Origin of the sequence: Bacillus massilinigeriensis (assembly GCF_900117315.1) — a bacterium.
Classification (GTDB): domain Bacteria; phylum Bacillota; class Bacilli; order Bacillales; family Cytobacillaceae; genus Bacillus_BE; species Bacillus_BE massilionigeriensis.
This window is the reverse complement of record NZ_LT630337.1, coordinates 190,894-213,211: the sequence shown is the minus strand read 5'-3', so window position 1 is coordinate 213,211 and position 22,318 is coordinate 190,894. Positions and strand designations below refer to the sequence as shown.

Annotated in this window: 17 protein-coding genes; 3 read left to right on the top strand and 14 right to left on the bottom strand. The window is 35.9% G+C overall.

Features of this window, described 5'->3' with window-relative positions:
* Positions 1-12: 12 nt before the first annotated feature.
* The 6 genes from BQ6100_RS01040 to BQ6100_RS01015 all read right to left on the bottom strand — a co-directional run bounded on the left by BQ6100_RS01040 (position 13) and on the right by BQ6100_RS01015 (position 7,283).
* Complete coding sequence (locus BQ6100_RS01040; protein ID WP_075979984.1) at positions 13-768, bottom strand: endonuclease NucS domain-containing protein; 756 nt, start codon at positions 766-768, stop codon at positions 13-15.
* A 65-nt stretch (positions 769-833) separates the two neighbouring features.
* Entirely contained in the window at positions 834-1,145 is a 312-nt protein-coding gene (locus tag BQ6100_RS01035; RefSeq protein ID WP_075979983.1) for a hypothetical protein, read from the bottom strand.
* Positions 1,118-1,546: a MotA/TolQ/ExbB proton channel family protein gene (locus BQ6100_RS01030; protein ID WP_075979982.1), complete on the bottom strand. Its 429-nt coding sequence runs from the start codon at positions 1,544-1,546 to the stop codon at positions 1,118-1,120. Before BQ6100_RS01030 ends, BQ6100_RS01035 begins: the two co-directional genes overlap by 28 nt.
* A 6-nt stretch (positions 1,547-1,552) precedes the next feature.
* A complete protein-coding gene (locus BQ6100_RS01025) occupies positions 1,553-2,104 on the bottom strand; it encodes a DeoR family transcriptional regulator (protein WP_075979981.1) in 552 nt (183 codons plus the stop codon).
* 268 nt (positions 2,105-2,372) lie between these two features.
* Complete coding sequence (locus tag BQ6100_RS01020) at positions 2,373-4,754, bottom strand: polyprenyl synthetase family protein (protein WP_075983386.1); 2,382 nt, start codon at positions 4,752-4,754, stop codon at positions 2,373-2,375.
* Positions 4,755-4,859: 105 nt separating this feature from the next.
* Positions 4,860-7,283, bottom strand: a complete 2,424-nt coding sequence (locus BQ6100_RS01015) for a Lon protease family protein (RefSeq protein ID WP_075979980.1) — start codon at positions 7,281-7,283, stop codon at positions 4,860-4,862.
* Positions 7,284-7,667: 384 nt separating this feature from the next.
* Here BQ6100_RS01015 and BQ6100_RS01010 point away from each other — a divergent pair, with 384 nt between their 5' ends.
* Positions 7,668-8,564: a 3-hydroxyacyl-CoA dehydrogenase gene (locus BQ6100_RS01010; protein WP_075979979.1), complete on the top strand. Its 897-nt coding sequence runs from the start codon at positions 7,668-7,670 to the stop codon at positions 8,562-8,564.
* A 253-nt stretch (positions 8,565-8,817) separates the two neighbouring features.
* Here the strand turns inward: BQ6100_RS01010 and BQ6100_RS01005 are convergent, their stop codons facing one another.
* A complete protein-coding gene (locus BQ6100_RS01005; protein WP_075979978.1) occupies positions 8,818-9,945 on the bottom strand; it encodes a glycosyltransferase in 1,128 nt (375 codons plus the stop codon).
* Between the two features lie 288 nt (positions 9,946-10,233).
* Here BQ6100_RS01005 and BQ6100_RS01000 point away from each other — a divergent pair, with 288 nt between their 5' ends.
* The gene (locus BQ6100_RS01000) at positions 10,234-11,244 is read left to right on the top strand and encodes a hypothetical protein (RefSeq protein WP_075979977.1); all 1,011 of its coding nucleotides are present in this window, start codon (positions 10,234-10,236) and stop codon (positions 11,242-11,244) included.
* Positions 11,245-11,315: 71 nt separating this feature from the next.
* On the opposite strand, the gene BQ6100_RS00995 is transcribed toward BQ6100_RS01000, so the two are convergent.
* The 4 genes from BQ6100_RS00995 to BQ6100_RS00980 all read right to left on the bottom strand — a co-directional run bounded on the left by BQ6100_RS00995 (position 11,316) and on the right by BQ6100_RS00980 (position 16,887).
* Positions 11,316-11,759: a hypothetical protein gene (locus tag BQ6100_RS00995; protein ID WP_075979976.1), complete on the bottom strand. Its 444-nt coding sequence runs from the start codon at positions 11,757-11,759 to the stop codon at positions 11,316-11,318.
* A 590-nt stretch (positions 11,760-12,349) separates the two neighbouring features.
* On the bottom strand, positions 12,350-13,438 hold the full coding sequence (locus tag BQ6100_RS00990) for a glycerol dehydrogenase (RefSeq protein ID WP_075979975.1): 1,089 nt from the start codon (positions 13,436-13,438) through the stop codon (positions 12,350-12,352).
* A 119-nt stretch (positions 13,439-13,557) separates the two neighbouring features.
* A complete protein-coding gene (locus BQ6100_RS00985; RefSeq protein ID WP_075979974.1) occupies positions 13,558-15,990 on the bottom strand; it encodes a glycyl radical protein in 2,433 nt (810 codons plus the stop codon).
* A gap of 141 nt (positions 15,991-16,131) precedes the next feature.
* On the bottom strand, positions 16,132-16,887 hold the full coding sequence (locus BQ6100_RS00980) for a DeoR/GlpR family DNA-binding transcription regulator (protein WP_075979973.1): 756 nt from the start codon (positions 16,885-16,887) through the stop codon (positions 16,132-16,134).
* A 284-nt stretch (positions 16,888-17,171) separates the two neighbouring features.
* Here BQ6100_RS00980 and BQ6100_RS00975 point away from each other — a divergent pair, with 284 nt between their 5' ends.
* Positions 17,172-18,071, top strand: a complete 900-nt coding sequence (locus BQ6100_RS00975) for a glycyl-radical enzyme activating protein (protein WP_075979972.1) — start codon at positions 17,172-17,174, stop codon at positions 18,069-18,071.
* Between the two features lie 192 nt (positions 18,072-18,263).
* Here the strand turns inward: BQ6100_RS00975 and BQ6100_RS00970 are convergent, their stop codons facing one another.
* The 3 genes from BQ6100_RS00970 to BQ6100_RS00960 form a co-directional block, all read right to left on the bottom strand.
* Complete coding sequence (locus BQ6100_RS00970) at positions 18,264-18,944, bottom strand: fructose-6-phosphate aldolase (protein ID WP_075979971.1); 681 nt, start codon at positions 18,942-18,944, stop codon at positions 18,264-18,266.
* A gap of 176 nt (positions 18,945-19,120) precedes the next feature.
* Positions 19,121-20,107 (bottom strand): sugar-binding transcriptional regulator, encoded by a 987-nt coding sequence (locus tag BQ6100_RS00965; protein WP_075979970.1) that lies wholly within the window; start codon positions 20,105-20,107, stop codon positions 19,121-19,123.
* A 99-nt stretch (positions 20,108-20,206) separates the two neighbouring features.
* Complete coding sequence (locus tag BQ6100_RS00960) at positions 20,207-22,285, bottom strand: DUF4179 domain-containing protein (RefSeq protein ID WP_075979969.1); 2,079 nt, start codon at positions 22,283-22,285, stop codon at positions 20,207-20,209.
* Between the last annotated feature and the right edge of the window lie 33 nt (positions 22,286-22,318).

Below are 22,318 nucleotides of genomic sequence, written 5' to 3'. Positions count from 1 at the left end.
TTATCCCTCCATTCAATCTTGAAATCGAATGACCCCAGCTTCCCCATTTTTATGGAACTCTATTGATTTTTCCAAGTCCACTGTTTCTCCGTATCCATATACCGCATACCCTTCAACCCTCAAATGATCACTATTTACGGAGTGAATTGGATATTCCCTCAATACCCTTTTCATCTCCTCACCCTTTTCCTTTGTGTAGACCTCCACGTATCTTTTTACTTGGGTAACAGGATTATCCTTTTTATTACTTGGCTTTTTTAGCTCAAAGAAAAACAATCTATCCCTTCCATCATAGCCGATGATATCAATCCTCTCTCTTTTAGATTGATCCTCCCTATCGTGCAAAATAAATTCAGAGGCGATAAAAATTAGCTGATCGACCTTTAGGAAGTTTTTTAGTGATTGATTTTTTGACATATCGGAGATCATTTTTGCTTGGAAGACCTCTTCGGCATCTTTAGAGCTTTCCTTACGATCCTCAAAATCTAATTCCGTAAGTCTCAATGACTTTTCTTCATCTGACAGCTTCGAATAAGATATGTTATATAGTTCTGAAAGCCATCTTTTTACTGTGGTTTTTCCAACTTTCTTTCCTCTCATCGGTTTTGCTTCTAATGTGGATACAATAGTAACTTTGTCTTTAGTCGGTCTTAAATGGAAAGTACGTTGAAAAGTTTTGATATCCTTACATTCTTTTGCAAATTCATTCCACTGTTTTGAAGCTTCCTTTGTATTTTCTACAATCTCTTCTATGTACTTTTGGTCCATCTCCAATCCCTCCCTCTGGGTATTTACAGTGATTGATTCGAAACTTTTTAGTTCATTTTCTAGCTTTAATTTTCTAGCTTAATGGCTTTAATACTTTTTTCAACAAAATCCCCAGATATCTTCAACGCCCGGGATATTTCTTTTATATCATTGATTATTTGATCCTTTTCTGCTTTGCTAAACTGATTCTTGTAAGCCTCAATAGCATAAAGAATTCTTAATAATATTTTTTTCGTTGAAGATTCATAGAGTGTTCGTTCATTATCTTTTAATATTTGATAGGAGCATAAATGATGTCCTTCATTTCTTTCGTATATTTTGATTGTATACCATTTATTCTTAATGAATATTAAATATTTCCCTTCAGGAGCATCCATATTTTGAACACATCCTCTGTCTTTTTGATCTCATGACTAAGAGTTAAATCTTTTTCAATAATGGAAAGTAATTGATCTAGTAATGGGTTTCCATACTCCCCTCTTATAATCAATAGGGCTCCCTCTTTTATTAATTGTTTTTCTAGTAATTCCATTCTTGAACATTCGGTAGCCGATATATCATTATCTAGCATCAGCCTTAATTCTTCCTCATAATATCCTTCTACCATAAGTCTGATCGCATGTTTAAAGAAATTTGAACTAAGATTGGGGATATCATCCTCCATACTTAGGATTCCGTACTTATAAGCTTTGTTAGAAAGTTCGACCAAAGCATGAATCGTAGCAAGGATACCTTCTATCTTATTGTGGCCGAGTGATTCTAATAAACCTTTATTCATCCCCCATCATCCTCCCACGATTTTTTTGTTTAGGTATTCCATTCTTGACTGAATCCCTTCAATGCCGTCGGGAAAATCGACCTCATAGTATTGATCCTCTCGGTTGTATTCAATAAAATAGCCAATTCTATTTAACTCTTCAAAATCTCTTTGCATGGTTCTTGTACTAAGGTTAGGGAATTTCTTTTTGTACCAGGTACTGCAGGTTTCTTGACGAAGGCTTCTTTCATCATAGAAAGGATATTCTACATGACCCTTTAATTCGATCATAATTGTCGCTAATCTTATTAATCTGTCTATATGCCTATCCTTTGCCTTATTGTTAGAATAAACAGGAGGTGAAAATGGACAATGCCTTTCATCATCCATATGAACATACCCTCCTTCGCCCTTTGAAAAAATTACTCGAATCAATCCTGCCTCTTGAATCTCTTTCATATCACGAGAGATTGTTTTTGCAGAAACTGGTATTAAATTAGTAAGTTCAACTAATTCAACAATTTTGCTATATAAAAGGATATGAAAGATTATTAGCTGACGAGACGTTTTACCAATCATTGCCCTCCCCTTCCTTTCTTGTATCTTCATTGTAATTATATATAGTCTTTTATACAGACAACAGTATGTCGTATCAAAAAAGTAACCCTTCCCCCCTCTCTAATAAAAGCAAGGCCAAAAAAAGCTGTGCCTATCATTTTCGGGAGGCATCTACCTTACCAATAACCATACCAACACCCGTTCAAATAAAAAAACTAACAACTACTACTAGAGTTCCAGCTGTTAGTTCTCTTCTAATTTTTATCATTTAGTCAGGATGCAAACAATCTTAATGATCCCTGTTTATAAAATAGTTCAATAGATGTTTTAGAAAGACAATATCTCGCGGCATTTCTTGCAATGCCTCTAAGGCAAGGCAATAATGTTCCCACATGGCCTTTTTTGCCCCCTCAGAACCAAGAATCGACACAAAAGTGGTATTATTATTTTCTGCATCCTTTCCAATAGCTTTTCCTAGTAATCCAATTTCTCCTTCGACATCCAATAAATCATCCTTAATCTGGAATGCGATACCGGCATGGAGAGCAAATTTTTTCAAAGTCTTAAGCTCAATCTCTGAAACCTGAGCGAGGATGGATGGCATGATTAGTGATGCCTCAAATGCAATCCCGGTTTTATAAAAGCTCATCCGGTTCAATTGTTCCAGCGTCAGTGTCTTTCCTTTCGAGTCCAGATCCATTGCCTGACCGATACACATGTCTGCAGTCCGCCCCGCAGAATAATGAATTAATTTAAGTACAGAAATGGCGTCAAACTGCTCAAGAGATGCTAGCTCCTCAGTTGCTTTTTGTGTCAAAAAGAGCCCCGTTAACTCTGCGATAGCCGTGTTATATACTTGATGGAGAGTTGGACGACCTCTGCGGATGGATGCATTATCCTGGGATGGCAAATCATCAAATATTAGTGAAGCAGTGTGCATATATTCTATAGCCTTCAGTAAAGGTCCTATTGTTGAATGATTTAACCCATACTCTTTAACACCTAAAACCCATGTCATGATTGGCCTTAGACGCTTACCATCTCCTACTAGGCTATAGTTGGCAGCAGCAATTAGCGGATCGTTCAACAAAGGATCATCCTTATGAGGAATTTGCAGGCTTGAATTTATTTGGACACGAGCATCTTCAATTGTCTTTTTGAAATCCTCTCGCTCTTTCCGTTCATTTTTCAAAGTGGTAATCATATGATCACGAAGTAGTTTATCAAAGAAATCCACATCATCGGCTTTTTGGACCATTTTCTGGATAACTTTATTAAGCTCAGGAATCCCTGAAGCAAAAAGCCCCATTACTTCCCCATATTTTTTCTTTCCCATTCGCTCCTTGAACCGCTTCAAACCATTAATCGCACGATCCAGAATGACCTCGCATGTTTTTGCATCGGAATGATATACGTTATGAATTAAATTAGTAATAACAGCCCAATATAATTCAAAGGGATTTATTAAATTTGAACGCTGATTATGGTACTTCAGGTAGTAGGTATATGGAGTTACAGCACCTATCTTTAAATCATCAGACATATCTGCAAAGTCATCAGCTAGTTGATTATAAATACCATAATAGAAGGTTTGGATGTCAAAACCCTCGTCCAAAGGCGCAGATATTAGAGAACGAACAATTAATCGAGAAGAAGAGGATTTTAATATGATTGGAATAAAGAGCTCTTCATTAGTGTAATTGGCATTGGATAGATCCTTATTTCGGTCTACTTCTTGAGAATGAAAAAAAACAAAAGCCTGCTCGTAAAAATCCCTTCTTGTTTCTCGTCGCTGATGTGAATGGATATATTGAAATGCCTCACGTAATTCAGAATAAATAAAGTACATTAAATCCTTATTATCTCCAGACCACTCTCCCATTTTAGGGACATTTCCTGTGATAAGTGTGTTCCGAATCAAATCGGAAAATTGTCCCTTCTCGTTAGGTGACAAGACTTTTGAATCAAGTAAATCATCGATGAAAGGATAGGTTAGACCGTAGGAATAGCCTAACCTAATGGCCTCATCAAGCCTCAGTGAACGTTCTTCATGAGATATGCTATCATCCATCTCTTCTATCACATGCATGATGACTCCACCTATGATTTTTATTAATTTTCGTTGTGCTTGTTCACCATCCATCTCCTTTGGAATATTGGAAACAAATGTCTTTAACTTACCCATCAACCAAAAAAAAGTGGATTCAATTCCTTCCTTCTGAGCCTTCCGATACATCCATGACTTGCTTAGAAGGTCTGTTTGATCTTCAACGTCAGTTGAAGCAGGATAAATTAAATCTCTTTTTAATCCTTCGACAACATGCTGTATCCTAGCGAGAGTATCAGGTGATTCTAAAGATTTACCTAGATCACGCATATAAATATATGAAATGCTTCGGTCGAGGTACGATTCTAATTTTCCTGTATAATCCAACCATTTTAAATAATTGTGATACCCTTGTGGTCTGGTCTTACCTTTTTTTCCAGGAAAAAAGGATAATAATGAATGATGATGAATATGATTGCTTTTCCATGCCTGAATATCTTTAATTAGGGTAGAGATGTAGTTCTTTTGTGAGACTTGTTCAGATAGTGATTGAAAATATTGAACAGCTCTCCGTTCTGCCAGCCGATAGCATTCATCGGGATTTTTAAGTAAATTTTCGCTCATACAATCCATTCCTTCTACTTCCTAGTTATTCATCCAAGATTATCCTATGTAATTTCTTATAAACTATTAATTATTTTTATTAATCATTTAAAAACTCTTTATTAACTAGCCCTTGGCCTTGTTTGCCATATCGAACATTTTCTTAAATCGTTCTTCAACCTTAGCAAATATAGTTCCTTCCGGAAATTGACCATTTTCATCACGAATGTTCCCAGCTTTTACACCTGTTAAAATTTCAATTCCTTCTGCAATATGACCTATCGCCCAAATATGGAAATTTCCTTGTTTTATTGCCTCTAATACCTCATCCTCAAGCATTAGATTCCGAACATTTTGCTTTGGAATAATAACTCCTTGCTTACCAGTTAAGCCACGCTTTTGACAAATATGATAAAAGCCTTCTATTTTTTCATTCACTCCACCAATTGGCTGAATCTCTCCCCATTGATTGACAGAACCGGTAACAGCGATACCTTGATTAATTGGAACATCTGATAAGGAAGAAAGTAAAACATACAATTCTGTACTTGATGCGCTGTCTCCGTCAATAGCAGAATAGCTTTGTTCAAATGTAATACTCGCTGATAAAGGAATGGGACGATTTTTTGCAAATTCACCGGAAAGGAATCCAGTTAGGATCATCATTCCTTTATTATGAATTTGGCCGCTGAGCTCCGCCTCCCTTTCAATATTCATTATTCCTCTTTTTCCAACATACGTTTGGGCTGTTATCTTAGTCGGTATTCCAAATACAGAATCCCTTGTCCCCATTACCGCTAACCCATTAATTTGGCCAACTCGGTATCCATCTGTTTCAACCATTATCGTTCCATTACGAAACATTTCTTGGTACTCTTCGATAATATGATTGGAGCGGTTTGTTTTTTCAGAAAGTGCCTTAACGACATGACGGTCATCGACGACATCTTCCTCTTCCTTTCTTGCCCAATAGCTCGACTCTACAAGAACCTTTGTAATCTCCTGAAAGTCTGTTGATAACTTTGATTGTTCCTGTACCAAACGAGAGCAGTAATCAATAACCTTTCCGATTGCTCTACGATGGAATGGTAAAAGCCCTTCCTTTTTTACATAATTCTTTACAAAACGAGCTAGCTTCCAGATATTTTCTTGATTCTTCTCCATAAACGTTACAAATTCTACCTTCACCTTGAAAAGCTTATGAAAGTCCTCATCATATACAGAAAGGAAATCATATAAATAGTAAGAACCGATAATAATCACTTTTAGATTTAACGGAATGGATTCAGGTCGATTAGCGTTTGTAGGAATTACCCCGTTTTCTTCATATGAATTTTCAATTTGGATACTTCCGGTTTGCAATACCCTTTTCAGACGGGTCCAAACATTAGGCTGCTGTAACAGTTCTGTTGCTTGAAGGATTAAGTAACCACCATTCGCTAGATGTAAGGCTCCCGGCTTTATTAGAGTGAAATCCGTCGTCCAGCTTCCAAGTGACCCCTGATATTCTACTTTTCCAAATAAATTATAATAGTTTGGATTTGTTTCATAAATTACAGGTGCACCAGACAGATTCTTATTGTTAACAAATAAATTAACTGTATATCGATGATGGAATTGTTCATTTGAACCCATTATTGCCTTCATAATGTTCTCTTGATCATTTTTGTCTTCATCAAGGAAAAAGGAATAATGCGATACAACATCATGAAAATAAGCCTCTAAGTACTCCATTACCTTTTTGTTTTCCTGATATTCCTTTCGAATCGGTTGAAAAAGACCATTTATGGAATTGGCCGCTGTTTCCATCATAAATTGATTCACATTTTTCTTTAGCTGCTCCTCAACCTTGAGTGACTGATAGACCGTTTCATCTATCCGATTTTCTACTAACTTCTCCCGTTCACTGATCATTTCTTTATTTTCTTCGGACAGTTGCTCAAATTCCGTAATTTCCATTGGTCTGCCCTGATACAAAGGAACCATCTTTATTCCTGATGGAGTCCGTTCAATTTTGATTTGTTTTTCTAACGCAAAAGCATCGGTCTTCTTCCAAATTGCTTCTATTTCAGAGCGAAAGTCATCAATGATTTTCCTTTTTTCCTTCTCAAATACCTCGCTTGTAAAAGTGGTACGAATTTGCCGTTCTATATCAATTAATAAGATCTCCATTTCACGTTGAAACTTCTGCCCCGTCCCTGCCGGAAAATCAATGACCAATGGCATGTCAGGGTTTTCAAAATTATACACATAGCAATAATCATGAGGGATCGGAAGCCCTTTTGCTTGCTTTGTTACACTATCTAATGTGTATGTTAATCTTCCTGTACCTGCTGGGCCAACAACAAATAGGTTATAGCCCCTCTGCTCTACTGACAACCCAAATTCCATTGCCTTCTCGGCACGTTTCTGACCTATCATTTCATTTGATAGTGCTTCTAAATCATCTGTTGTTTCAAACGGAAAGTTTTTAGAATCAAACTCAGATCGGAGTTGTGATATAGGAACTCGATATACAGATAGAACATTTTCATATTCTTCAATATTCATATTTTCATACCCCTCTTTTCTATTAATTGAATCTCCATCCGGAATAAAAAGGAAATTAAGTTATTAAAGATTTTCTGCAATATTTGCTTATATGAAAATTCTATCAAATTTTACATTCATATGTACCCTTTAGGTTTTCAAAATAGTGAATAAATTCATTTTCTCCTCTTCTATTTTCATTGCTAATCACAATACATATTATATTAAAATCTTTTTCTGTTCATAATCCCTTGCGATATTTATTATAAGTTCATATTATTTGAGTTTTTTCAGATAAAGTATTACTATAATATTATAATATTTTAAACCATCATATTATACAGAAATATAACCGTAATCATTACTAGATAAGGTGGTTTAACTACACAATAAAGGAGAATGACTATGGATTTCAAAAATATTACTGTAGCTGGTAGTGGAGTTTTAGGAAGTCAGATTGCCTTTCAATGTGCCTTCAAGGGATTTGATGTAACCGTATATGATATTAATGACGAAGCATTAGACCTTGCGAAAGAAAGAATTGAAAAGTTAAAACCCCGTTACCAAGCGGATTTGGGTGCAACTGAAGAAGAAGTTCACTCTGCTTATCATCGGTTGTCGTTTAACTCCGTATTATCTGAAGCAGTTGCCAAAGCAGATTTAGTTATTGAATCCATTCCTGAGGTTGTAAATATTAAAACTGAATTTTATCAAAGGTTGAGTAAAGTTGCTCCAGAAAAAACCGTTTTTGCGACAAACTCATCCACTTTATTGCCTAGCCAGTTTGCAGAAGCAACAGGAAGACCAGAAAAATTTATTGCGTTGCATTTTGCAAACGAAATCTGGAAAAACAACACTGCAGAAGTCATGAAACATCCTGGCACAGATATGAAGGTTTTCGATGATTTAATTGAATTTGCAAAGGCTATTGGAATGGTTGCTTTACCTTTACACAAGGAGCAGCCTGGATATATTTTAAATTCATTACTAGTTCCTTTCCTAGAAGCTGGTCAGATGCTTTTGCTAAATGAAGTTGCTGACCCAGAAACCATCGATAAAACATGGATGATTGCTACCGGCTCACCAAAAGGTCCATTTGCCATTTTAGATATTGTAGGAATTACGACAGCTTATAATATCGCAAACGCTAAAGGAGAAGCAGGTTACGAGGTATTTCAAAGATTGGCTCACCTATTAAAATCAGAGTATATCGATAAAGGAAAGCTCGGAATTGCAACTGGTGAGGGATTCTATACATACCCTAATCCAAGTTATCTAGATCCAGAATTCTTAAAGAACTAAAACTAATAAAATAAAAGAAAAATAATACTAAACTACTTAAATATCATGGAGATAAATTTTACTACCTCTACCAGGGACGTTACAATTGAATTAGTTGTCCTGTAGAATGACTATAGATCACTACTTTTTATAATTAAATGCCCCTAGCATCTTTCTAATGTTGGGGGCATTCTAGATTAATCCATCATAATTTGGAAAATTATTAGAATAATTGATTTTTTCCTTTGTCTGTCTATGATTATATATTATTAAATTAAAGTTTCTGTGTGGCTAGCTTATTATAGATTGCCGCTAATTGGATCATTGGCTCTTTAAAGCTCTTATTCCATTCAAATGCTTTCTTATAATGATATACTGCTTCATCCAATAGATTCAGTCGCAAGTAACAATGCCCTAAGGAATAATGGGCTCTTTCACGATTTAAACCCTTTTGGTTTGCATATTTAGGATTTTCCTTTGTAACGAGGCATTGGTGAAAAAGACCAATTGCCTGTGGATATTCTTTGAATTCAAAATGGCATGTACCCTTTTGAAATATTAAATCATAATAATCTGGAAAATATTTTAATCCTTTAACCAATATTTCACTTGCATCTTTGAATCTCTTATCCGCTATTAAGGTCCCAGCAAAATTCCGAAATAAGCTAGGTACCCACATTTCATGATAATCTTTAAGGAAATCTATAGAATGATTGTATTCCTTAATCGCCAGGTCACTTTTCTTCATCCTTGAATACTCCATTGCTAGATTATAATGGGCAAAGGAAGAATTCGGGTACCTTTCCACTTCGGCCATAGCAATCCTAAGATTTCGTTCACTTTTCTTCTTTTCTTGAACTATCCCTTCAGAATAACCATAGTGATGGATACGGATGGGGGTTAAGATTAATGGTTCTGTTGGATGATATCTAACAATAGAAGAAGCAATTTGCTCATGGAGAGCACCATGATAGCGATATTCCATTCGATTTCTCCATAATCTAACACTAGGAAATATAATTTGATCTCCAGATGTCTCATATTTATGATTGTGAATTTGTAAGAAATATGCTTCTGATTGACTATTTGAAAGTAAAGACTGTAAAAGCCCTATATCTAGTTGTTCCATCTGCTCATCTGCATCTAATTGTAAAATCCATTCACAGGTTGCATGACTTAATGCAACATTCCGTGCTTTAGAAAAGTCATCCTCCCAAGGAATATTCCAGATTTTCGCACCATATTGTTTAGCGATTTGTATGGTGCGATCTGTAGAACCAGTATCAACGATAATAATTTCATCAATAAAGGATTTCACACTATCTAAACAAGAAGGTAAGAAATGTTCCTCATCCTTTACAATCATACAAAGGCTCACTGTAGGTTTTTTTTGTTCACTCACCTTTTTCACCCCTAAAATTGATTCACTAATATTTCCTCTGCAAGCTATCTATAGGTAGCATCCTTAAGAATTAATATTAATAAGAAAAAATCTTCTCTTTATGTAATGCAAAGAGGAGGCTTGTGGTCAGGGTGATTGTACTATTATATTAATCAAAAATAGTAGACAAGTTCATCAATTATGAAAAAGTAATTAAGTTACATTAGAACTTCTTAAAGAGAATTCCATATTCTACAATAAGAACTTTATTAATAATAGAGTTCTATTTTAATGGAAAGGATGATTCATTTGCCAAGAATTTTTGATAACCCCTTTGAAGATGGTTATTTGGCATTAACAACTAGAATTCCTATCAGCGGTCCTGAATGTACATCGTTTTCCTCTATCACTGATGGTACACAGACGGTAACTTTTAGTTCACCCTTAGAAAGACATGATGTCCCTGGTGTAACTTGTAGGTGGTGTGCATGGTCTGGTCCACCAGAAGGAGAAGAAGCTAATCCACCAGTTCTATTTTCATTCGGGACAACCTTAACTATGACATTATCAAATCCTTCTCGCATTTTTGGTTTTGAACTTATGCCCAATCTTCAAACCCCTCCAGAAACCCATAGTGTCCGTGTAGACTTTTTTTCAGGTGCTAATCTAATTCAAAGTATTACTAGAACTCTTACCCTCACCTGTGATCCAGGAAATGGTGGTTCCCGACTGTTCGCAGTTCAAGTAGATGAGCCGGACGGTCCTTGTATAGATAATGTTGTCATAACTGTCCTTACTCCTCAGCCGGCACAGGGATTCTCAATTGCACAAATTCGTTATGCGGAATGCTGCGATACTTGTCTGCCTCTTTGCACCGATCGTGAAATTTCATTTACAGCAACATTTAGTACAGGAGTTCCTTTTACATTGACCGCAGTCGGAACACCTGAATTTAACGGAAATCTTAATGATAATGTTGAGTGTACTACTGGAACCTGTCTACAAACAGTGATGTTTACCATTTGTGATACCACTCTAGAATGCTGCATTACTCTCGGAACGATTAATTTCTCCGGTACGGCTGACTTGCTAATATCTTTACCTGCTTTACTTGAGACAGATTGTGGTTCCGAAGTAGTTACTCTATTTGACAATGTAACAGTACCTATTTCTCAAACCTGCTTTACCTGCTTAGGTGAAGAAGAATGCCCAACAGATATTTGCGGATTACTTGAACCAATTACAGATACCTTTACTGCAAATATTATTAGTGCGACACAGGTTGAGGTTTCTGGAACCTTACTCTTCCATTGTCCATGAAATTGATTTACCTTTAACAAAAAGAGGTTGTCCCAATGATACTTTTGGGACAACCTCTTTTTTGAGTATTATCATAATAGTTTATTTATTTTGGAATTTTTTGAGAGGATACTAACAATTCTCTTTTTAAAAGATTCTATAATTGATAGGTTATTTTGTGGAAATTCCGAAGCAGAGTGATCTTGTATGCCCATTTTTTTCACATTTTCCAATTCAGCAAAAGAAGCATTTTGAGTCATTTTCCTTGTTAAACTATTTTTATCTTCAATCACTTTATTTACAATTAGTTTATTCAAAATTTTGTTAACCTCTAAAGACAAATTTGGTTTAGAACTTTCATGCTTTTGTAATTCAGGTGAGAGTTCAAGTTTTTTTGTTGGATTTTGATTGCCAGACATTCCTTTTTTTCCACCACAATTACAGCCTGTAGATCCCCTTACAACAATTCCTTGAATAGGCGCTCTACCAAAATGATTGCCTTTTCCTAATGATGATTGCGACGATTTTTCATTCATGTTGATTGCCCTCCTTTTCAGTATTTTAGAAACCTCTACTTCCTCTTATTAATATACTCTAGCTTTTGAACTGTGGAATGGACAAACATAATTATCAATCGCCCCTTTTTTCTAGAGGGAGGGAAGTATTCCCTCTTTGAAGGAATGGAAAAGATTATTAGATTATTTAATGACAATCATGCTACACACTTGTATAATATAATTACCTTATTTATGTTGAAAATTCAAATAATTACACCTTCATTTTTTACTTGAACCATTCCTACACTTATTCCTATTAAAAAATATATACAGGATTCAATTTCGCAAAGTTGGCTTTTTTTCTCAAGAATAAATAAATAGCCTTTTTTGTACTGTAAATCAATTAATAGGAGGGTCTTATCTACACTAGGACCAACCACAGTATTTGGCTATATTTCTGCTAATCATATAAAGGAAAGTCTACTTCAAACGGTCGATTCAACATCAAAAATGGTTTAAAAACTAAGAAGGTATCAATTAGAAAAGCCTAATTTCTCAGCCTCGGAAGTGAGAAATTAGGCTTTTGCTTCTATATAGTAGAAAAGCATATGTTACTATTCAATTAATTATTATTTACTTAACTGATCAACAGCAATAATCGCGTTCGCAACATCCTCAGCAGTAATTTCTGGAGAAAGATTACCCATTGTTTCTCCTTCTTGAGTAGCCGCTTCTCCAATCTTCAGTAGATCTTCATATGTTGCATTTTCTAAATGCAATTCTTTTAATGTTGTAGGTAGCCCTAGCTCACGGTAGAAATTAATATATTTATATAATTCTTGTTCTGGATGTAATTCTAGGACTAGTTGTACTAGAGTCCCATAAGCCACCTTTTCACCATGTGTTAGATGATGGATATCACCATCTAATACGGTAAAACCATTATGGATAGCATGTGCAGCAGCCAAGCCACCGCTTTCAAAGCCAATACCTGATAACAATGTATTTGCTTCCACAACCGCTTCAACCGCTTTTGTAACAACACCTTTTTGTACAGCTTTGTAAGCTGGAATTGCATAATTAAATAAAGTCTCTTCACATGCCTTAGCAATTGCCTTTGCCGCGATACTAACCTTACCTCCAGCCATCGCTGAACTATTGCTATGAATAGTTGCTCTTGCTTCAACCCAAGTAGCCATAGCATCTGCAACACCTGATGCAAATAATCTTGCTGGTGCTTTTGCTACAACAGCCGTATCAACTAAAACCAAGTCAGGATTTTTGTCATAGAATTTATAGGATTCAAAAACTCCTTCATCACTATAAATAACAGATAAGGCGCTAGTTGGAGCATCCGTAGAGGCTGCAGTAGGGACAATCACTACTTTAACAGCCAATCCATCAGAAACAGCCTTAGCTGTATCAAGAGTTTTTCCTCCTCCTACCCCAATGACCATATCAACTGAATTTACTTTCCCTTCTTCTACAAAACGATTAATCTCATTTAATGAAGATTCACCTTGAAATTGTACATAGTGAAAACCAACACTTTGGGATTTTAGACTTTCACTAATTGTTTCTCCAGTTATTCCCCAAACAATCTCATCTGAGATAACTAATGGTTTTTTGCCCATCACTTTTACATACTCGCCGATATTTTTTAATACATCTTTCCCTTGGACATATTTGCTTGGTGAAGTAAAACTAATAACTGCCATTAATTATTTCTCCTTTTCTAGTTGATTTTAATATAATAAAATTCGCGAAACTTTTCACAAATTGAATTAAAAAAAATTATGTAGGGAGAGAATCCAAAATGATTCTCTCCAGCCTTCTATTAAAGTACTTGTTCTGTTCTTTCAATGATGTCATCTTGTGTTTGTTTAGAAAGAGAGTTAAAGAATGCACTATAGCCAGCAACACGAACGATTAAATCCCTGTACTTTTCAGGATGCTTTTGTGCATCAATAAGAGTATCTCTAGAAACTACATTATATTGAACATGGAATCCCTTTAATCGATTAAAGAAGGTTCTCAATAATGCGATTAATTTTACTCGATCTTCCTCTTTCGATAACATTTGCGGTGTAACCTTTTGATTTAATAGAACCCCTCCAGTAATTTTATCTGTTGGGAGTTTTGAAACAGATTTAAACACTGCAGTTGGACCATTTTTGTCCATGTAATGAGATGGCGAACATCCTTCTGCCAAAGGTTCTCCAGCTTTTCTACCATCTGGAGTTGCCAGTGTTCCCGCTCCTTGTGGGACATTTGCGGAAATAGAAGATGTTCCAGCATAATAAGCACCGCCGATTGGGCCACGGCCATATCGAGTGTTTTTGTATTTACTAATTTCATCTATATAAACATTGTATGCATCTGTTAATAGGAGATCGATATAGTCATCATCATTTCCATATTTAGGGGCATCATTTATTAAGATATTTTGAATTCGTTTGCCTTCTTCTCCTTCAAAGTTATTGCTTAATGCCACCCATAATTGCTCTGGAGTGATGCTCTTATCTTCAAATACGCATTTTTTGATAGCAGCAAGTGAATCACCAAGATTCGCGATTCCCACTTGAAGATCACTTATAAAGTCGTATACTGCTCCGCCTTCTTTAAGGTTCAATCCTCTTTCAATACAATCATCAGTTAAAGCGGAGCATAAAACGTCTGCTGTAACCTCTTCTAAAGCCGTATCTACACAGTTATCAATAATGACACATTGTCTTGTAAATTCACGGATAATCTTATCCCATGCAGCCTTCACTTGATCAAAGGAAGTCATATCTTTGAAATGACCTACTCCCTCGCAAAGTTTCACACCTGATTCTGGATCAACTCCGTCATTTAGAGCAATTAGCAGGGATTTAGGGAAGTTTAAGAAGCTCATTCCTGTGCAACGGTAACCCCATTTTCCCGGAACAGCCACTTCCACACAGCCAATTGCGCTATAATTATAGGCATCCTCTTCTGCTACCTCTTTTTCAATAAAGGATGGAATAATGATTTCATCGCTGTTGAACGCTGGCATACCAAAGCCTAATCTTACCACTTCAATACATTCTTTCATAAAGTCATCATCTAAACCTTTGTGGTAACGAACCGTTAAGTTAGGCTGTGGTAGTCTCGTTTGGGCCACACTGCGAAGAATTAGGTAAGATAAAGGATTTACTGCATCCTTTTTATCTGTTGTTTGTCCACCTACTGTAACATTCTGATATAATGGGCTTCCTGCGCTGAATCGAGTGTGGGACCAGCTTCTGATTTTATTGATGGTGAATGTTTTAAGCCATAAATTAGTTAAAATCTCACATGCTTGATCCTCTGAAATCTTCTTCTCTTCAAGATCCTTTTTAAAGTAAGGGTATAAGAATTGATCCATTCTTCCGTAGGAAAGGGAATGTCCATTGGATTCAATTTGTAAAATTAAGTGAATCATCCACACGGATTGAACTGCCTCTTGGAAGCTTTCAGCAGGATAATAAGGAACCTTATTTAGAATTCTTGACATTTCAAGTAATTCTGCTCTTCTTTGTGGGCTTGTTTCAACCTCTGCTTTTTGAGCAGCTAAGTCAGCATAACGTTTTGCAAAGGCTGTAACGGCGTCAATTACGATAAGAATTGCTCGATAAAAATAGGATTTATTTAAATTACGATAATCAGTAAGTTCTAGTTCCTTTAATTTCTTTTCTGCTCTCTCTTTAAAATCAATTAGCCCTAATTTTAAGACCTTTTCATAACTAACGGCGATGTGAGCATCACCAGACGTAATATTTCCTTCTGCTTTGATAATTCCTAAGTCATAGAAAATTTTTGTATCCTCAGGCATTCCTGCTAAGCCACGATCTTTCAATGTATTTCTTTCCCAAAATGGGGCAATCTCTCTTAAAGTTTGTTTCGTTTCTTCAGTAATATAGAATCTGTCGCCGTCACGCTGATCAAACTTATCCAGCTCATCGATTACCCAATCCATTGCATATTCAGGAAAAATAGGTGCTGAACGATTAGAAGAAGCCTGGTTTCCAGCAATTAAAGTTTCATCTTCAATAAAGATGGACATATTATTTAGAATATTTTCCAACATGTATGCTCTACGTAAAACCATAGGTTTGTCCGCATGGTCTTTATAGCTTTGAGTTGTATAAACCGCTCTTTCTGCACACACCATTGGCTTTGCATTTAGTAAATCTTCACGGAGTTTGTGCATTCTGTCTGTTAGTTCACCAAAGTGGCTCTTTGCTTGCTCTGATACCGCTACACTCATCCTCTATCCCTCCATTAATATGTGATATTTTTCACATTCAAATCAATATATGTTTAACGATATATGCTTACTATTTAGCGTAATCGTTAATAGCAATTTTTAATAACTCATACGCCTCTATCCCCTCAAAAGAAGTAGAGGCTAATCAACCTGAACCATTTGTACATGGACCTTTTTATCTCTTAGCTCTTTAAGAATATTATCTGGAATATTTGCATCTGTAATAACAGAATCCACTTCCTCAATGTTAAACTGAGCGACAACCCCATGTTGAGAAAATTTCGAGGAGTCCGTTAAAATAATCACCCTATTTGCACTTCTTGCCATTGCTTGAACGGTTTCTGTCCGTGATAGATTGGAGCCAGTAAAGCCAATGTTGGGGCTGTACCCATCTGTTCCAAGGAATAACTTGTCCACAAAAAAATCTGCAGCTCCTTTTTTGGCTAATGGGCCTATTAATACTTGGGACTCTGTTTGATAATCCCCTCCAAGCAAAATTACTTTTGCAAATGGTGCATCTTTAATGAAGGTTGCAATAAATACAGAGTTTGTAATGATTGTGACATCTCGTTTATTGTTTGCTAGTTCTGCTGCAAGCAACGCACAGCTTGAACCCGATTCAATCATAATGGTTTCCCCATCTTTAACGAGATGTGCAGCCAAGTGTGCAATCTTACGCTTGATGTCATAGTTCATTGCTAGTCTTCGATTGATATCATCACTGGAGCCCACAACTGCATAGCCATGCTCACGTCGCAGGAAACCCTTCTCTTCTAGTATCCCTAAGTCCTTGCGGATCGTTACCTGAGAAACATCTAAAAGATCAGCAAGTTTACTAACTTCAATTTTTTTGTGTCCATTCACTATTTCAATGATTTTTGAGTGCCTATTAATCATGATAAATCTCCCAGTTTTATTTTCATGGTTATTATATATTAGAAAGATTTACTAGTACAAAAATGTGAATGATCAAGCAAGTAGATTAAGGGTTCTTAAAGCTCAAACACATATTCATTTTTCTACCAATATCTACACCATTAGTATATACCCACAGTTATGAATGTCAATAAAAAGATTTCATTCGAAACTAATTTTAGTTTTAAACGAAATATTCTCGTTTACATTTTTATAGACCTGATGCTAAAATAAAGGCATACAAAATAGTTTAGAAGGTGCCACTTATGGAGGAAAAGACAGCTACGATATTTAATATCCAAAAATATAGTATCCATGACGGTCCAGGAATAAGGACGGTTGTATTTTTTAAAGGATGTCCGCTTCGATGCTTATGGTGTTCGAATCCTGAGTCACAAAGCAATAAAGTGCAAGTGTTATATGATAAATCAAAATGTCCAAAAGACCAGTGTTTTCTATCTGATTTTAATGAAAAAACAACAACAGATAGCGGCTGTTTTGAGATTAATCCAAACGAATATGATCTTTACGTAAAAGATGCAAAGTCATGTCCGGATGGTGCTATGAAAATCGAAGGAAAGTACTTAACTGTTTCAGAAGTCGTTAACGAGGTATTAAAGGACATCGATTTTTATGAGGAATCTGGTGGAGGTGTCACACTATCTGGCGGCGAGGTATTACAGCAGCATATATTTGCAAAGGAGCTATTACAATCATTAAAAGAAAAAAATATTCATACTGCTATCGAAACAACTGGGTGCACAACAAATAAAATTTTTTCGAGCTTTATAGATGATGTCGATTTAATATTATTTGATATGAAACACTACGACAGACAAAAACATCATGAAGCCACCGGGGTATATAATGATGTAATTATTGAAAACTTAAAAATTGCAATAGTAAAAGGGAAAAATGTAATTATACGGATTCCTGTTATCCCTTCCATTAACTCAACATTAGAAGATGCACGAGGATTTTGCGAGCTTCTTAATACAGTTGGTGCAAATAAAGTAAATCTTTTACCCTTCCACCAATTTGGACAAAAAAAATATGAGCTATTACACAAAGATTATGCCTTTCAAGGTGTACCACAATTACATGAGGAAGATTTACTTGATTATCAGCAAGTCTTTCTTGAAAATGGATTTGATTGTTACTTCTAATCCTCCAATAAAAGTTAAATATAGAAAGTCTCCTATCAATATTTACTGTCGATTTGAAACCGCCAAATACATTCTGATTGGAGACTTTTTTATTACTCTATTCATGATAAGTCCATTAGAACTTCAAAAAATCCGCTATCCCATTAATGGAAAACGGATTTTTCGAAGTCAGGCAACACCTTTTTGTTTATATTACAAATCAGATATTTTTGTATCTACTCCATAAATGGCTTCCCAATCACTAGTAAAGTCATCTACTGCTTTTTGAATTGAAGGCATTGATAGAGCACTTTTAATCACATCAACGCCCATTGTAGCTGCTTGTGCACCACATTCACATGCAGTATTTACCTGGGAGACATTTTTAAAGCTTGCTGCTAGTATTTTGGTAGAGCTATTCGTTCGCTCAATTTCCTTTGCCATTGCTGTAATGGCTTCACGAGGATCGATATTTAAGTTTTCCATACGATTAAAGTATGGTGCAATGTAATCAGCACCTGCAGCAATAGCTAAGTATGCTTGAAATTTTGTATATATAGCAGTAGCTGTAACATTTACCCCTTGCTTTTTCAATGCTTGAATTACTTTCAATCCTTCTGCATTTGTTGGCACTTTGATATAAACGTCTTTATCTATATTTTCTAAAATAGTTTGAGCATCCTTCATCATTCCTTCAAAATCCTGTGCAACCACCTGAACATGTAATGAGCATTCTTGTCCAATAATGGAACGGATTTCTTTCATGTGTTTAAAGAAGTCAATATTTCCTTCTTTTTTTACGATTGAAGGATTTGATGTCACTCCTGCTAAAGGGACAATTTCACTGTATTTTTTTATTTCATTTAAATTTGCTGTATCTAATAAGAATTCCATGACTACCAAACTCCTTTTTTTCTTTGATGTAATGTAATAGTAGCATTCGGAGATTCCTTTTGTACGTTCTGAAGCAAAGATAATTACAAGTGCCTTACAGCACCTGGCTTTTAGAAGATAACATTTTTTATTTTGCACATTTGTTGCAAAATTTATCTAATAAGCATTTTTGATCATTATTGGACTTTATCCGCAAATCTCCTCCAATTTGAGTCCTTTGCGACCTTTAATATTTCAAGGGCTGTTTCCTCATCTGTAATCAATACATTAATATACTGTTTCTTTAGCATGGCTAATATGGAACGGCTCTTTTGCTTGCCCCTTGCTACCCCGATGGAATAAGGTGTCTCTTTCAATTGTTCTAAACGTACGCTTACTGTCCGATTATATAGATTGCCCTTCAATATTTTTCCATCCTGGTCGATAAATTGGCAGCAGCAATCTCCAATGGCCTCCCGTAGCTTTAGTTCCTCGCGATCTTCATTTGTTAGTAAATCTCTCCATTCACTTGATTTTGCTGAAAGGGGACCACCTATCCCGACTAAGGCAACATCAAGGTTTTCCCAATAATTCTTAATCTCCTCGAAATATTTAGAGTTCATAATCCCATCTCGAAGCTCCTTTGTTTCTTGTACCACTGTTGCATTGATGAAAATACTTTTCCCGTTAAAGTGCCTGGCCAAATCATACACAATGGTATTGACATGGTATAGGGAATGGACATGGCTTGGTCCTCCTGCCAGTGGAACGAAAGTGGCATCTGTCATCTTGACTCTTTGTATTTTTCCAATCATTTTTCTTAATGTAGAACCCCATGATACTCCGACTACATCATTCTTTTTGATGATTCTTTTTAAGTAGCTTGCAGCTTCTTCAGCTACATTCTCTTCCTTCTCCTCTTCAGTTCCTTCATAACTACTTGGACAAATAACGATATCCTTTAGGTCAAATTTTTCCTTTAAATACAATTCTAATGAGAACACAGCGGGATCATAATCATGAATCTCTATTGTCACAATTCCCTCGTCTCTCGCTTGTTTTAACATTCGACTAATGGTTGTTCTGTATATATTTAATTCTTTTGCTATCTCATTTTGATTCTTATCTTCAATATAGTAAAGATACGCAACCTTAGCTAAAAGCTTCCTTTTGCCTTCCTGCATGGCTATTCTCCTAATCAAATAAATATTTTTGGAAGCATGGGGACGGTTCTCTGCTTCGAGAAGCACAAGCAGGAAGCAAAGAACCGTCCCCATGCTTCATTATTTTTTCAACGAAATCTTCACAACATCATCCAAATATTTCGTTGTATTATATCCATAAATCTCAAGTCTTTTAGGAACCACTTTCTCTTCTCCGTTGTCACTGTGTAATCTCATAGTATGAACGGTAAAGAAATAACGGGGCTGCTCGATTTCTTCATAAGGAACAATGACTTCATTCATGTCGTATTTATTTCCATGTCTATCAATAATCATTCCTTCTGTATCCATCTCCATAGAAATTGAGTCATATTCATCCTCACCCACAATGTGAAATTGAAGTGACTCATAGGCTCTGCCCTCAATTTCATGATTGCTTATGACCACATTACTTGGCTGTCCAACTTCTACTTTGTCAATAGAGATGGTAGTACCTGCATATTCAAAGGTTTGAGGATATTTCTGAGAAGGATCTAATTTAATATTTCTAGGGTCATCAAATGCTAAATGAACAGAGTCTAATTGTGCGTATACCTCTTTTGGCTTTTCTCCATAAAGTGGACCAAAGTGAACTTGAAAGGAATTCCAATTCGCATCTTGTTGAGTATCCGAATAATTGCCGCCATATAAATCAACTTTCAATTTTTTATCGTTCACTTTTAGATTATCAAAATTAAGAAAATCAATCCGGTTCTTTGGTTGTTCGATATTAATACCATATTGCAGTATGGTCACTGTTGGAGCGATGGTTAGCTTCTCAAATCGAACCGGGATCCCATCAACTTTAGTTTCCCCCTCCAATGCATATTCGACGGAAGGCTGCTTTGTTACAGGAATCTTGAAATCCCACTCTCCTGTTTCATAATCTATGTTTTCGTAAGTATTTATAACATTCCTATCAGAGGTATCGCGAATTAATCTCTGAAGCTTTGTAATCTTCAGCTTGATGGTTCCATTATCCTCTGTGATTGGAGGCAAACTTATCTTCCCATGATACACAGATTTTTCCTTGTTATTTACTTCCGAATCAAGGTCAGGAGGATAATACCTTGGATATCTTGCAAGGTTCATGATGTCATATTGGTTCTCTACAGATACTCCAACATCAAAATTCATGAAATATTGATTGTTTTGTTTTGTATCTTCTATTTCATAAAAAATTAGCGTCTGAACATCATCAGCAATCGCACTCTTAATTTTGATTTTCACCCCAGCGCTTTCCGCTTCGAGTTTCAACCTTTCACCAAGACCCTGTTTATAATAGGCTTGCAATTCCGGATTTTCTTCTGTCCATGCATAGTAGTAACCAGTAAATGTCTTAGTAAAATATTCTACTCCTATTAACAAAGCGAAAACAAAAACAAAAACAAGACCGATTCTTTTCCGTTTTCTATTCTTCTGTTGTCTTTGTTTTTCCTTTTCTGCCAACCTAGCCTTGACATTCTCCATGAACCCAGAGGGTATATGGAAATCCTCTATCTCTTCAGTAAAATTTAACAAGGTTAACATGACATCCTGAAAGGTGCCCAAGTCCCTCTGGCAATTCTGACAGTGATAAATATGTTTTTCAAAATCAATCTTCTTTGAACGTTCCAGTGTTCTTTCTAAGTAATCGATGTAATCCCTATGATACTCCTTACATCCATGAAAGGGTGACTCGTGCCCCCATTCCTCTCTAAGTGATTGAATTCCGGAAAACAAGAGTTCCTTCACCTTTTCCACTGAAACCTGAAGAAGATGCGCCACTTCCTCCTGAGATAGTCTTTTAACATATTTAAGGATTATTGCTTCCTTCTCGAACTCTTCCAATTGATCAAATGCATTAAATAAATCCGGACGTGTTTCATTTTCCTCTGAGGCTTGTAAACCTCTATCCCCACCTATTTCCCGGCAGTTATGTATGAAAATGGATGTAACCCAGGTTTCGAATGAAATATCACCTTTTAATCGAGGCATTTCCTTATGAACCTTTATAATAGAGCGGTAAAAAAGTTCTTCCATTTGCTGTTGGTTGGAAAGATACGACCAACCAAGCATATAAAATGAATGTTTATGCTGATCGAACCAATTTGTGATGGATTCCATACTATTATCTTTTTTCAAAGGAGCTGGAATGGTGTCTATTTTTGCTGGGATCATAAATATGTCCCCCCTTTTTCATTCTCTTTTGAA

What these genes read in the sequence shown, in the direction of transcription:
- BQ6100_RS01015 (WP_075979980.1), bottom strand. Translation starts at nt 7,283, where the DNA reads ATGAATATTGAAGAATATGAAAATGTTCTATCTGTATATCGAGTTCCT.
- BQ6100_RS00960 (WP_075979969.1), bottom strand. Translation starts at nt 22,285, where the DNA reads ATGATCCCAGCAAAAATAGACACCATTCCAGCTCCTTTGAAAAAAGAT.
- BQ6100_RS00980 (WP_075979973.1), bottom strand. Translation starts at nt 16,887, where the DNA reads ATGATTAATAGGCACTCAAAAATCATTGAAATAGTGAATGGACACAAA.
- BQ6100_RS01040 (WP_075979984.1), bottom strand. Translation starts at nt 768, where the DNA reads ATGGACCAAAAGTACATAGAAGAGATTGTAGAAAATACAAAGGAAGCT.
- BQ6100_RS01010 (WP_075979979.1), top strand. Translation starts at nt 7,668, where the DNA reads ATGGATTTCAAAAATATTACTGTAGCTGGTAGTGGAGTTTTAGGAAGT.
- BQ6100_RS00985 (WP_075979974.1), bottom strand. Translation starts at nt 15,990, where the DNA reads ATGAGTGTAGCGGTATCAGAGCAAGCAAAGAGCCACTTTGGTGAACTA.
- BQ6100_RS01020 (WP_075983386.1), bottom strand. Translation starts at nt 4,754, where the DNA reads ATGAGCGAAAATTTACTTAAAAATCCCGATGAATGCTATCGGCTGGCA.
- BQ6100_RS00995 (WP_075979976.1), bottom strand. Translation starts at nt 11,759, where the DNA reads ATGAATGAAAAATCGTCGCAATCATCATTAGGAAAAGGCAATCATTTT.
- BQ6100_RS00965 (WP_075979970.1), bottom strand. Translation starts at nt 20,107, where the DNA reads ATGCAGGAAGGCAAAAGGAAGCTTTTAGCTAAGGTTGCGTATCTTTAC.
- BQ6100_RS00970 (WP_075979971.1), bottom strand. Translation starts at nt 18,944, where the DNA reads ATGGAATTCTTATTAGATACAGCAAATTTAAATGAAATAAAAAAATAC.
- BQ6100_RS00990 (WP_075979975.1), bottom strand. Translation starts at nt 13,438, where the DNA reads ATGGCAGTTATTAGTTTTACTTCACCAAGCAAATATGTCCAAGGGAAA.
- BQ6100_RS01025 (WP_075979981.1), bottom strand. Translation starts at nt 2,104, where the DNA reads ATGATTGGTAAAACGTCTCGTCAGCTAATAATCTTTCATATCCTTTTA.
- BQ6100_RS01030 (WP_075979982.1), bottom strand. Translation starts at nt 1,546, where the DNA reads ATGAATAAAGGTTTATTAGAATCACTCGGCCACAATAAGATAGAAGGT.
- BQ6100_RS00975 (WP_075979972.1), top strand. Translation starts at nt 17,172, where the DNA reads ATGGAGGAAAAGACAGCTACGATATTTAATATCCAAAAATATAGTATC.
- BQ6100_RS01035 (WP_075979983.1), bottom strand. Translation starts at nt 1,145, where the DNA reads ATGGATGCTCCTGAAGGGAAATATTTAATATTCATTAAGAATAAATGG.